Raw genomic sequence first — 12,907 nt, forward strand, 5'->3', positions numbered from 1 at the left:
TAGCACTTATGAAGAAAGAACTGATTTTGTTGACGAATTACTTTCCTTACTATAAAGGAGAGGAATATTTAGAAGAAGAAATCAAATATTTGGCAGAAGCCTTTGATCACATTGTGATTGTTCCGACGATGGTCAGTCAGAAGATGAAAGTGACAAGAGAAGTACCGGATGTTGCGACAGTCATCGACTTGCCTTTCCCGCAAGGACTAAAAGATAAGGCCATCAACTTCTTAAAGACAGGGCCAAATATTTTATTGAGTCAACCGCGTTTACGCAGTATTGGTGAAAATGCAGGTTCCTTAAATCCTTATAAGTGGATGTACAACTTGTATTTTGAATCGAGAACAGATGCGATTTATCAAGACTTAGTACACTCACATTTATTACCGGAAAATGATGGCTATACGCAGCTTTATATTTACAGCTATTGGTTTTATATCACTGCGAACCTCGGCAGAAAATTAAAATATGATTATTATGGTGATGATTCTATCCCATTTATTTCTAGAGGACATGGTTATGATGTCAATGATTATATTAAACCGTTTAGCTTCTTGCCGATGCGTCAAACAATGTTGAAACATGTGGATGCGTTATACCCAGTGTCTGATACGAGTTCGAACTATTTAAGCAACAAGTTCCCGAAATATGCAGATAAAATTGAAACCAGACGTCTCGGTGTAGGTGAAGGCAATTATCAAGTTTCATTACGTCAGCCGCCTTTATTTGTCAGCTGTTCAACGATTCGTAAATTAAAGCGTTTAGATGTCATTATTGATGCGTTAGCACAATTGAATGAACAAGGTTATGATTTCAAATGGGTACATATCGGTGATGGTCCAGATGCGCAAAAAATTGAAGCAATGGCAAAAGAGAAATTAAAGCCGTCTCAATATGAATTGATTGGGCGTTTGCCGAACAAAGACGTCAGAAAATGGTATCATGAGCATAACCCGACGTTATTTTTAAACACTTCTGAATCAGAGGGTGTACCAGTCTCTGTCATGGAAGCGATGGCGAATGCGATTCCTGTTGTAGCTTCAGATGTCGGAGGTACAGCTGAAATTGTACAAACAGATGTAAATGGTACTTTAATCAGTGACGCACTTAAGCCAGAAGAGGCAGCGCGTGCGATTGAATATTTCATAAATCTTTCAGATGAAGCTTATCAAGGCTATGCGAAAGGTGCTTACCAAACTTGGCAGACGCTCTGTGATTCTGAAAGTCTTTATACTGAATTTGCGCATGAACTTGCACAACCTTAAGCGTTCACTCAGTATATTGCTAGACACCTATGACACAACCAGACGAAAGCGTGTAATACGCAAGAAACGACAAATAAGTAACGAATGAGTAAGTAGGTGGAAGTTTGACCAAGTTATTAAGATGGTGTGTGCTGATGATTGCGGTGATATTGCTTACTATCGGCATTATCTTTTCGAATATTACCTTGTTATTTAGTGCACTCTTATTATTTTTCCTGAACAATCTGATATATGGACTAGAAGCGTTCAACCAGCGGGTCATCTTCTTTATGTTCAATGTGACTTTCTTTGTCTTTTTAATGGGCAGAATGGTTGTCAGCAAACTGTTCCATTATCATGAAAAGGATTTTAAACTGCTGGGAACGTATTTTACAGATCAAGCCACAATATTTAATATTTTAATCTTATTAAGTTTAAGTTTGTTTTGTCTCTTTTTAGGATTTGCGATGTTAGATCGCACGGTTCAACAAGGATTTAAACAGTTTCAGCCTATTGAGACGACATATAAACAAAATATCCGAATCATCAGTTTAGGTGTCTTTACGATTGCGATTATTTTTAAGCTGATGTATTTGGCAGAAGCGGTTCAAGCTTCACAATCACAAGGGTATTATGCCTATTTTTCTAGTTTTAAATCGAATTTACCAGGTGTGTTTGTGTTGATTAGTCGAATGTTCCCAGTCGCATTCTTTGTATATCTCGCAACATTGCCTGCACAAAAGAAAGCATGGCTGCCGATACTTGCTTATTTATTTGTAGATGGGCTTTCTGTATTAACCGGATCTCGTTCTGACTTTATGTTAGATGTGCTCATCTTGTTTATTTATTTCTGTTATCGCAATATTTTAGCGAAGCAGACAGGTACGCAAGCATGGTTCGGTAAAAAGACAATTATTGCGGGCATTATTTCAGCACCGATTTTATTAGCGTTGATGAATTTTGTCGGTAATAACCGAGGCGGAGAAAAGACTGACGGTGGTTTCTTTGATGCATTGTTATCATTTTTCTTCTCACAAGGTATCAGTGTCAATGTCATTGGTTATACCATCGAGAAGGCGAAAGAGATTCCAGATAAAATCTATTCTATTGGACCGTTAACAGAGTATGCCGTTTACAATATTTGGGGCAATTTAACTGGAGGGCAAGGCGGATGGTCTGGCCAATCGGTTGAACGTGCTTTAGAAGGGTATCAGTACTCGCATACAATGTCTTATGTCATTATGAAAGACTTGTATCTTAAAGGCGTGGGTTATGGTTCAAGTTTCGTTGCTGAAACTTATCATGATTTCGGTTATGTCGGCATGATGTTCGGCAGTATTGTCATTGGTTTATTAATTGCGTTATTTACGAGAATGTTGACCGCAAAACATATTTTAGTGATTGCGGCAGCTTTAATCATGGCACGAATGATGTTATTTATTCCACGTGCTAGTACAATCGCGTTTATTATTGATACTTTTTCACCAGCGAATATTTTCACAGTGCTTGTGATTTTCGGATTAGAACGTGTGATGCGTTCTTACTTTGAACGCAAGCGCAACCAACATAAACAGGAGTTATGAGTATGAATCAAAGAAGAGCTGGCGCCATCTTATCCTACATATCCATATTTGGTAATATTCTAGTGGCGATTTTATATACACCGTTCTTCATTAGAACGCTCGGCACTTCTGAATATGGGTTGTATAATTTGGTTTTATCCTTTTTAGTTTATTTGAACATTATGGATTTAGCGTTCGGTAACACGATCGCCAAATACTTATCACAAAACAGAGTCAAAGGTTCAAAGGCACAAGAGGCACGTATCTTAGGTAATATCTTAAATATTTACTTTTTGTGTTCCTTATTAGTCGGTCTGATGGGCTTGGTTTTGTATTTGAATGCTGAAGCGGTATTCGGCAATACATTAGCACCTCAACAATTATCAGAACTGAAATTGATGTTGATTTTTATCATTATCAATATCATGATTTCATTTTATCCAGGTATTTTTAATGGTATTTTACAAGCGTATGAATACTTTGTGATTGCGAAGAGTATGTTGCTGATCCGAGTGATTATGCCTTCTATCATTGCGACACCGTTTTTATTAATGGGATTTGGCGCAGTTACGATTATATTGATTACGTTAATTGTCAACTTTGCGTGTCTGTTCTTAGGCATGATTTTATGTCGACGCCATGTATCGATACGCTTTGATTGGAAAGGTGCATTATCGTTTAATCACTTAAAACAACAGAAACAATTGAACGTGTATTTAGGTTTAGTTTTGTTTTCTATTGCTATTGAACAATTGACGTTAAATTCTGGTCAAATGATTTTAGGTGCGATTAACGGAACGGTTGCGGTTGCGATTTATGTCATCGCTGTACAGTTCGTAAAAATCTTCCAACAGTTTGCGACTTCTATTAATAATGTGACCTTCCCAGGATTCTCAATGTTAGTGGTAGAAGGTGCAAGTAATGAACGTTTACTTCAACAGATGGTACGCATCAGTCGTATTCAATTGATTGTATTATCGTTTATCTTATCCGGCTTTGTGATTTTCGGTGAGAACTTTATTGTGATTTGGGCAGGGCAAGATTTCAGACCTGCGTATCTTATGACGGTAATTTTAATGTTTACAATTACTTTCCAACTATCACAGTTGCCGGCAGTCAGCATTATTCAAGCACATAATCGCCAAACGTTTCGTTTTATGGCTTTAGCAATTACCTTAGTATTAGCCATGATCAGTGCGGTCATTTTAGCGCCGAAGTATAGTGGTTACGGTGTTTCACTTTCTATCGCAGCGTTCAGCTTTATCGGCTATACACTGATTATGAATGTATATTATCACCGTAAAATCGGTTTGAATATGTATCGTTTCTGGTTTGAGATGAGTAAAATATGGTTGCCGATGATAATCTCTACAGCCATTTACTATTTTATTTATCAATGGATTGCGCAACTCTTAGGTAAAGGGTTAGTCGTGCTAGGTATAAATATTATCGTTTATGTTATTTTGTATTCTGTCGTGTTGTGGACAGTCATTATGAACCAAAGCGAGCGACAAATGGGTATGCAAGTAATACAACGCTTTAAACGTGCGTAAATATAACTATGAAAATGTTAAAAAGAATAAATACAAACAAAGACGCTATTCAGTCAGAAAAACCTGAACAGCGTCTTTGTTTACTTTTTAAGTAAAGTGAGACATACATCTATTAAATGCAGGTGATACACACTATAAATCAGGCCAGAAATAAAGACAGCCAATGTTACAGCGAAGAGTGCAGTTTGAATCCATGAGCGCTTCATAATCGTAATAGCTTTAGTTTTAGCATTCCAAATAAAGTTGAAGCGATTGAAATAAATCATGAACAGCACAATTAAGGTATAAAAGATAGATGATATCAATACCATTTGAATTAAGCCGGGTAATATCATGCGATCGGATAATTGTATAAGACTTTGAATTTTAGAGATAAAATCTTTTGGTTTCGTTTCTCCGAATAAATCGAACCACCAATCTGTAAATTTGATTAAGAAACTGCCGAGAAACATAAGTAATAATAATGTACATGCATTCAAAGTAGTCAGCCAAGCACGACGACCTGGCACAGCAGTGAATGTTAAACGATGCATTAAAATAGCGTGAACTACTAATAAAGCGATACCTATACCACAGGCGAGCACACCATATTCTATTGCGAAAAATGTGTGGTACATATTCGTCTTTAAGGCATTAGGTTTTCCTAGAAATAGTAACAATAAGCCAATGATGAAGCCATTGATAAAGAGTGTATAAAAAACAAACGTACTCAAACAAACTAAAATACGTCGATTACGACGAATCAATATTAAATCTAATAGGGTAAATAACAGTCCAATTGTTAGATACAAGATGATTTGAATCATGATGATAAGTGTTCTCCTTCTTAAAGGTGATAAATCACGTTGTGTTAATAATTAATAATTTTACTATTGAAGTCATAAATTGTCAGTAAAAAAATGAAGTGAGTGAAAATATTATTAAATGACGTATGTTTGACGAGGTATAAAATGGTATGTTTTCTAATTATAGATTATGATGACAATCATATAATTAAAGTGTATTATATGCTTAACACAACAAGGAGAACAACATCATGAGGATTATTAAGGAACACCCATATTGTTTTGTATATGGATTATTAGTGCTTTTTTATTTTGTATTTGCGGCGATTGTTCCGCTTGCGCAAGATGACTGGGGCTGGTATATACATGGCTACAACCAATGGTTCAATGAACATTTTAAAAATTTAAACGGTCGATATTTCGGGAATATTTTAGAAATTTTAGCAGTGAGAAGCCTATTATTACGCATGGTAGTGTATGCGCTAGTTTCATTCTCCATACTTTGGATAGTATTGAAATTCGCAGATAAAACTAAAAGTACAGCTTATATATTAATCGCGTTTATAATGTTACTGCTAATGCCCGCTTCAATCTTCAAACAAACTTATGCGTGGTATGCAGGATTTAATAACTATGTCACAAGTGCCTTATGTGCATTAGTAGTTTTATTATTTGTTTTAAAAACACTGCATAATCAAGAAAGAAAAACACAATGGTCACAACGTATTGAATTAGTATGTTTCTATATCGCATGTATTGCCGGACAGTTATTTATGGAGAATGTCACACTTTATAATATTGCGATTACCGGTTTAGGGTTACTTGTATATTTAGTAATTTATCGCAAAATCAACTTGAAATTATTGATAGGATTCTGTTTAACATGGATAGGCGCGATTATTATGTTTACAAATCCTAACTACATGAATATTTTAGCGGGTAATAGTTCATATCAACAAGTCGGTTCTAATACCTCGATGTATGATAAAGTCATTCAAACGTTATTAAAAATCATTCCGTATTATGGCTACTTCCAATGCGCCATATTTTTAAGTATTTTAGCTGTGGTTTTACTCATTGTTTTATATCGCAGTCCGAAATTTTTAAGTTTGTCACTAGTGTATAAAGTGATAATAACGGTAGCTTTAGCATTCTTTACTGTTTATAAATACTTTGTCTATGAACCTTTTGATTTAGATGCGATGAAACACATTCCGTGGGTTGCTGGTCTGAATTTCTTAGCGTGTTTGATCTATTTCTGTGCAGTCGCAGTAGGTCTCTATTTTATTGGTTTATCTAAGAAGTCATTATTGACGACATACTTTAGTTTAGCTTCGATTGTGATTGCGACCATGCCTTTATTAGTCGTTGCGCCTGTCGGACCAAGAAATTTCTACTTTATGTATGTGTTATGGTTGGTTATTTTATTAATTGTACTTAAACAGTTACCTTTACCTGAAAGACGTACGAGTCTCATTGCGGGTAGTATCGCACTAGTCGCAGTAATCGTGTTTATGAGTGCTTTTTCATTCATGAGTTATGCGAATACACAACGGATTGCGAAAATAAAAGAAGAAGCAGCACATGTCTCTAAAGATGACGTTATTATTGTAGAAATGTTGCCATTTGATGTGTATACCCAACATTCCTCACCATGGTCGGTAAGAACACAGAGAATATTTAAACAATATTTTGGTATACCTCAAGAAGCACGATTAAAATTCGTACCTTATGGTCAAAAATATTTACAACCGAAAGTACAGAAGAAAAATAAATAAAATCACAAAAAAATCAGAACAACTTCCAATTGTGAAGCTGTTCTGATTTTTTGTTTTAAAGTATTTTCCATCGCTATTCTGACTTAACTTTAATGTTGAGTAATTGATTGAAAATCTTGTCCAGCGAATCAGGATTATCAATCGCATTTGAATAGTCGGCACAAAGTTTATGTTCATCGTAAGTCCAATCACCGATAGCGGTAATTGCTGATTCAAAGACACGAGCAACTACTTTGATCGGAGGGTTGCCAGGGACTTCGATAATATCTGCATTGTCTATGATGTCTTGACGTATTTTTTGGATGAAGATTGCGGTCACAGTTTCCATAAATTGTTGATCATGACGTTGTTTAATATCAATTTTTTCAATAGGTTTATCAAAGAAAGAACTTAAAGCTTTAAAAGGTGCTTCAATACGCTCTCGAATATCCTTTTCGAAATAATCTTTAGTCAAATTCGTAATTAAGTAAGATAACAAGTCATATTTATCGTAAAAGTGTTTATAGAATGTCGTACGGTGAACCAATGCTTTATCACATATCATATTAACTGTAATGGCAGAGAATAATTTTTCGCTTAATAAGTTGAACAAGGATTCGGATAAAGCACGTTTTGTTTTAATCACACGTAAATCATTGGGATTCATGTTTGGCACATCTCCTTTTGTTAAATATATATGATAACAACTCGATTTCAGTATAGAACTATCAGTATAAATAAACTACTATGTAGATTAAACTATACTGTATGTTTGGTGGAGAGGCAAATATTTTAACTTGAGTATGAATAAATTTAATTTTTCTGTTTTACTTATTGTTTAAAGTGTAAATATAGAAATGATATAATTTTTTCTAACAAATTTTATGAAATGGGGTTTAGGGTTGATTTATACTGTTACATCAACTTTGCCTCCGAATCATGGAGGAAGAACGAAAGCATTGTTGAAGCGAATTCAATTTATTGACGACACATTAGGTATTAAACAAACTATTTTAACGACCAACTACAATATTGAGTACCCAGAAGTATTGGCTGATTTTAGAGAAAAAGGTATCTTAAACGAAGGTACACAAGTCATTAATCTCTATGATTGGCTTTCTGGCTATAATCTATTTAACATTCCAAAGTCGACTTTTAAGAAAGAAAAGAAATATAAAGCACAACCTGTGGCACTTTCTGATTACACAACACGTACGAATAAAAAAGGGGACGTCGTACGTTATTATGACAAGGCTGATGAAACATATTTACTGTATCGTAAATTTTATGAGGATTCAGAAGTAGTCCATTTTGAAGATGTGATGACGCCTGGAGTTAAACATAAAGTCATCCGTTATGAATACAACACTTATGGTTATCTGCATAAGAAGACTTACTATGCAGCACGTAAAAACATGAAGTTGAGTGAGACGATGTATGATTTAGACGGAAATGTGTATTGTCAAAAATGGTTTGAAGAAAATAAGCAAGGCAAACCAGAAGCGACGTCCATTTTGATATACCGCGAGGGACGTGTGGTAAGAAGTTTTACGCACGATAAAGCATTGTTTGCGTATTTTTATAATGAGATATTTAAAGATGGAGATATTGTGTTTAATGATGCACGTTTATTAGATGAACCATTAATTGACAATCAACATGCGATTAAACCTGTCATTGTCTTCCATAGTTCTCTCTTATCCGGTGATAATATTAAAGGTTCATATCGCTTTGCGATAGATCATCACAAGCAAGTTTCGGCGTATATTGTGCTGACAACTCAACAAAAACAAGATATTTTAGCACAATCAGATATTCCAGAACAAAAAATTCAAGTCATTCCGCATTTCATTGAACCCAGTACGTTACCTGAACAAGAACGTAAAAATCAGTTTGTGTATTTAGGCAGGTTCTCAAAAGAGAAACGTATTGATCACATTGTGAAGGCATTTAAGTTATTTAAAGCTAAAGATTATGAGACGAAACTGAAATTATATGGCGGTGTTTCTGACTCACAAGAAGATGAACTTAAAGATTTAATTTCTAAAGAAGGTCTGTCAGAAGATGTAGACATCGAATCCTTTACTAATCATCCACAAGAAGTTTTCCGTGAATCACGTGCTTCTATTTTAGCAAGTACACATGAAGGATTCGGATTATCTATGATGGAAAGTATCAATGAAGGTTGTCCGGTTCTTGCGTATGATATTCGTTATGGGCCAAATGAAATCATTGAAGCGGGTGAGAATGGGTATTTAATACCTACAGGTGATATCGAGGCTTTAGCACAGGCGATGGAGCGTATCATCAACCATCCATTGAAGCATGTGCACACACGTCAATCATTAACACCAAAAGCCGCCCAACATCATTTCGAACAGTTATTTAAAACGTTAATATAAATAGAGTAATACACCTTTTATTATTTTTCCAAATTAGTAAGACGATGATAAAAAAGTAGATTTAGTATATAATTGTTACGGTTTCTTATTTGGTTTGCTGAGAAATTAGCAGTACAATAAGAAAATGTGGAAAACAGAGATATAAAAAGTAAGGAGATCACAATCATGAATGAATTAACAGTCATTATCACATACTACAACTCAGAAGATTATATTCAAGCTTGTATCGAAAGCTTGAAGCAACAACGCAATCAAGATTTTAATGTGATTATAGTCAACGATGGATCAACAGATGGTTCTCAAGCACTTTTAGAAGACACCTTAAAAAACTATGATAAAAAGGTTGAAGTGATTAACTTTGAACAAAACCAAGGGCATGCGCATGCGCGTAACGTCGCAATGTCACATGTAGAAACACCGTATTTTATGTTTTTAGATGCGGATGATGAATTAGCTTCTTATGCGATTCAATTCTATTTAAAAACAGTGAATGGTCTAGATGCCTTAATTGCACCGATTAATAAGTTTACACTCAATCAACCGCAATACATCGATCAGAATAAAATTAGATTGGAATATATGAACGCTGAGACAAACCCTAATTCATTCTTAAGAAAAAATACGGCTTGTAACATTTTATTTAAAACAGCAATCGTACACGCGCATCAACTTCAATTCGATGAGGCATTGAAAACGTATGTCGACAATTCTTTTGTAGTGGATTATCTGACATATGCAGAACGCTTTGTGCGTATTTTAGGTTTCCCGTTCTATTTCAGAGGAGAGGTTTATGATCCTTTTGAAACAGAACAACTGACACAACAAGCGTTCGACCAATTATTTGAAGATTACGCTGATGCTTATCTGCATACTGTGCAGAAAGTGAAAAATAAAAAAGTCCGTCAATTTATGACGCATAAAATGGCAAGTATGATTCGTAACGGTTTTGACCCTGCGAATAAACAAAATGCTTACCACTATGCACAACATCAAGACACACTTATTCAATTAGCTCAAAAATTGAAATGGCATCTCTTACAAGAAACAGATGGCGGTTCATTGTTTAAAGTAGAAATGTTGGCGTTAATGTTTAATCAACCTGACGCCGCAATTGCGATCAACAAATACAGAGGCATGTTACGTCATGTGAAGAATGTTGTGATGCGTAATAAAAATAAAAACCGTTCTATGTATCAGTTAACAGATGCGCCAGAAAATGTTTCTAACAAAACAATTGTTTTTGAGACATTCGGCGGTAAAAACTATAGTGATAGTCCAAAATACATTTATGAATATATGCAGAAATATTATCCGTACTATAACTATATCTGGGTATTAAAGAACCCGGCTAAAACTTATGTTCCAGGTAATGCGACTAAAGTGAAAAAAGGTTCGAAAGCTTATTATGAAGCTTATTCAAAAGCACATTACTGGGTTACGAACGCTCGCACGCCGCTTTATATCAATAAGAAAGAGAATCAAACGTATATTCAAACATGGCATGGTACGCCGTTGAAACGTTTGGCGAATGATATGAAAGTGGTACGTATGCCAGGGACAACAACGCCCGCATATAAACGTAATTTCAGAGAAGAGACAGAACGTTGGGATTATTTAGTATCACCGAACCGTTATTCTACTGAAATTTTTGAATCGGCCTTTTGGATGGATAGAGACCGTGTCTTAGAAATCGGTTATCCAAGAAATGATGTGCTTGTTAATCGTCAAAATGATACTGAGTATCTTAAAGATATTCGAGAGAAGCTTAATATTCCTAAAGATAAGAAAGTCATTACTTACGCACCGACATGGCGTGATGATGAGTTTATTAAAAAAGGACAATACTTATTCAATCTTAAAATCGACTTAGATAATTTATATAAACAATTAGGTGATGACTATGTCATTTTATTACGTATGCATTATCTGATTGCGAATGCTTTAGATTTATCTGGTTATGAAAACTTTGCGATAGATGTATCTGATTATGATGATGTCTCAGAAATCTTCTTGATTTCAGATGCATTGATTACAGATTATTCATCTGTGATGTTCGACTATGGTATTTTAAAACGTCCACAGTTCTTCTTTGCGTATGATATTGAGAAATACGGTAAAGGTTTACGTGGCTTCTATATGGATTACCATAATGATTTACCAGGACCTATTTTCACAGATGCGCACAAACTTGCTGAAAGCTTAAAAGATTTACCGAAAGTACAAGCAGAATATCAAGATAAGATTGATGCATTCTACAATCGTTTCTGCAGTATCGAAAACGGTAAAGCATCAGAATATATCGGTGAATTGATTCATCAAGGTATTGAAGAAAAAGAATAATACGTTAACACGCAAAAGTAGCCTTTAAAGAGACTGTTTTTGCGTGTTTTTCTTTTAACAGGCTATAGTAAGAGAGAGGTGAACATTATGGGACAAACCAAACAAAAGGTGATTTATACTGTCGGTCATTCTGATCATGATAAAGAAACATTTCTTGAAATGTTGAAACAATATCATGTTGAAGTCTTAATGGATATCAGAGCCTTTACGAAGAGCCGTAAACATCCGCAATTTAAAGACGACAATATGAAGTCATGGTTGAAAGAAGCGGGGATTGAGTATCAAACTGACCAATTTCTAGGTGGGCGCAGACAACCCAGTGAAACAGTGGGACGTACTTTGAATAGTGGTTGGCAAAATGAATCTTTCCATAACTATGCGGACTATACTTTAACAGACGACTTCAAAGAAGGGATTAAAAGATTAACAGAAACAGCCCAAAACCAAACGACAGCCTACATGTGTTCAGAACATCATCCAGCACGTTGTCATCGTCTGATTGTCAGTAATTATTTAGCTGCACATGGTTGGGACGTGTATCATATTATGCAGAATAATAAAGGTGACATTATTGCACAACCACATAAGTTAGGACAATGGGGTGCGATGCCAATTATTGAAGATGATGGGGAAGTAGTATATCCAAAAAAAACAGATTGACATATATAAATGAATGAGGTGTTTCTTTTATGAATCAGAACAACATATTGAATCAGCAACAAGTTAGAAGAAAATGAACAGACAGGCCGCGCCTGTCTATTTTTTATGAAAAAAATAAAAAATTGCTGCAATTGTGTGGCAATCTTTTATAAAAAATGAGATCCTGCTTATAAGTAATGAAATATTGATATGAGCGGAGGATACATATGAAAAAGTTAGTCAGAGTCGTAGGTGCAGTGATTGAACATCAAGGTAACATTTTATGTGCACAACGCAGTGAACAAATGAGCTTACCGTTATTATGGGAATTTCCGGGTGGTAAAATTGAACAAGGTGAAACAGATATTGAAGCGTTAAAACGTGAAATTCAAGAAGAAATGAAGTGTGATTTAGCAGTGGGTGAGAAAGTCACGACGACTACACATGAATATGATTTTGCGATTATCGAGCTGACAACGTATCGTTGTACTTTACAAGAAACGATGCCGACATTAACTGAACATAGCCAAATTAAATGGTTAGACCCTAAAGCGTTACACCAATTAGAGTGGGCACCGGCAGATATTCCGGCAGTCGACTTACTTGTTGAACAAGGGTAATGCCT

General features: G+C 35.2%; 10 protein-coding genes. 8 read left to right on the forward strand and 2 right to left on the reverse strand.

Annotation, left to right across the window (positions count from 1 at the left end; translation table 11 throughout):
- Positions 1 to 8: 8 nt before the first annotated feature.
- The 3 genes from CD112_RS01525 to CD112_RS01535 all read left to right on the forward strand — a co-directional run bounded on the left by CD112_RS01525 (position 9) and on the right by CD112_RS01535 (position 4,359).
- Positions 9 to 1,265 carry a glycosyltransferase gene (locus tag CD112_RS01525; protein ID WP_070626790.1) on the forward strand — a complete coding sequence of 419 codons (1,257 nt, stop codon included), beginning with the start codon at positions 9 to 11 and terminating at the stop codon, positions 1,263 to 1,265.
- Between the two features lie 104 nt (positions 1,266 to 1,369).
- Positions 1,370 to 2,827 carry an O-antigen polysaccharide polymerase Wzy family protein gene (locus CD112_RS01530; RefSeq protein WP_002480002.1) on the forward strand — a complete coding sequence of 486 codons (1,458 nt, stop codon included), beginning with the start codon at positions 1,370 to 1,372 and terminating at the stop codon, positions 2,825 to 2,827.
- A gap of 2 nt (positions 2,828 to 2,829) precedes the next feature.
- The gene (locus CD112_RS01535) at positions 2,830 to 4,359 is read left to right on the forward strand and encodes an oligosaccharide flippase family protein (protein ID WP_103363721.1); all 1,530 of its coding nucleotides are present in this window, start codon (positions 2,830 to 2,832) and stop codon (positions 4,357 to 4,359) included.
- 80 nt (positions 4,360 to 4,439) lie between these two features.
- Here CD112_RS01535 and CD112_RS01540 read toward each other — a convergent pair whose 3' ends face one another.
- Positions 4,440 to 5,165 (reverse strand): hypothetical protein, encoded by a 726-nt coding sequence (locus CD112_RS01540; RefSeq protein WP_103363722.1) that lies wholly within the window; start codon positions 5,163 to 5,165, stop codon positions 4,440 to 4,442.
- 230 nt (positions 5,166 to 5,395) lie between these two features.
- Between CD112_RS01540 and CD112_RS01545 the strand changes: the two genes are divergently transcribed.
- Positions 5,396 to 6,922, forward strand: a complete 1,527-nt coding sequence (locus CD112_RS01545) for a DUF6056 family protein (RefSeq protein WP_103363723.1) — start codon at positions 5,396 to 5,398, stop codon at positions 6,920 to 6,922.
- A 73-nt stretch (positions 6,923 to 6,995) separates the two neighbouring features.
- Here CD112_RS01545 and CD112_RS01550 read toward each other — a convergent pair whose 3' ends face one another.
- The gene (locus CD112_RS01550) at positions 6,996 to 7,568 is read right to left on the reverse strand and encodes a TetR/AcrR family transcriptional regulator (RefSeq protein WP_103363724.1); all 573 of its coding nucleotides are present in this window, start codon (positions 7,566 to 7,568) and stop codon (positions 6,996 to 6,998) included.
- Positions 7,569 to 7,803: 235 nt separating this feature from the next.
- Here CD112_RS01550 and CD112_RS01555 point away from each other — a divergent pair, with 235 nt between their 5' ends.
- From CD112_RS01555 to CD112_RS01570, 4 genes are all read left to right on the forward strand, one after another.
- Positions 7,804 to 9,303: a glycosyltransferase gene (locus CD112_RS01555; RefSeq protein ID WP_231911523.1), complete on the forward strand. Its 1,500-nt coding sequence runs from the start codon at positions 7,804 to 7,806 to the stop codon at positions 9,301 to 9,303.
- A 165-nt stretch (positions 9,304 to 9,468) separates the two neighbouring features.
- Entirely contained in the window at positions 9,469 to 11,643 is a 2,175-nt protein-coding gene (locus CD112_RS01560; RefSeq protein ID WP_002479996.1) for a bifunctional glycosyltransferase/CDP-glycerol:glycerophosphate glycerophosphotransferase, read from the forward strand.
- 87 nt (positions 11,644 to 11,730) lie between these two features.
- The gene (locus tag CD112_RS01565) at positions 11,731 to 12,303 is read left to right on the forward strand and encodes a DUF488 domain-containing protein (RefSeq protein WP_057510092.1); all 573 of its coding nucleotides are present in this window, start codon (positions 11,731 to 11,733) and stop codon (positions 12,301 to 12,303) included.
- 206 nt (positions 12,304 to 12,509) lie between these two features.
- Positions 12,510 to 12,902, forward strand: a complete 393-nt coding sequence (locus CD112_RS01570) for a (deoxy)nucleoside triphosphate pyrophosphohydrolase (RefSeq protein ID WP_061055170.1) — start codon at positions 12,510 to 12,512, stop codon at positions 12,900 to 12,902.
- The last annotated feature ends 5 nt before the right edge of the window (positions 12,903 to 12,907 follow it).

Origin of the sequence: Staphylococcus simulans (genome assembly GCF_002902285.1) — a bacterium.
GTDB classification, from domain to species: domain Bacteria; phylum Bacillota; class Bacilli; order Staphylococcales; family Staphylococcaceae; genus Staphylococcus; species Staphylococcus simulans.

Coding starts and splice junctions, on each gene's coding strand:
- CD112_RS01535 (WP_103363721.1), top strand. CDS start 2,830: ATGAATCAAAGAAGAGCTGGCGCCATCTTATCCTACATATCCATATTT.
- CD112_RS01570 (WP_061055170.1), top strand. CDS start 12,510: ATGAAAAAGTTAGTCAGAGTCGTAGGTGCAGTGATTGAACATCAAGGT.
- CD112_RS01550 (WP_103363724.1), bottom strand. CDS start 7,568: ATGAATCCCAATGATTTACGTGTGATTAAAACAAAACGTGCTTTATCC.
- CD112_RS01540 (WP_103363722.1), bottom strand. CDS start 5,165: ATGATTCAAATCATCTTGTATCTAACAATTGGACTGTTATTTACCCTA.
- CD112_RS01560 (WP_002479996.1), top strand. CDS start 9,469: ATGAATGAATTAACAGTCATTATCACATACTACAACTCAGAAGATTAT.
- CD112_RS01565 (WP_057510092.1), top strand. CDS start 11,731: ATGGGACAAACCAAACAAAAGGTGATTTATACTGTCGGTCATTCTGAT.
- CD112_RS01545 (WP_103363723.1), top strand. CDS start 5,396: ATGAGGATTATTAAGGAACACCCATATTGTTTTGTATATGGATTATTA.
- CD112_RS01525 (WP_070626790.1), top strand. CDS start 9: ATGAAGAAAGAACTGATTTTGTTGACGAATTACTTTCCTTACTATAAA.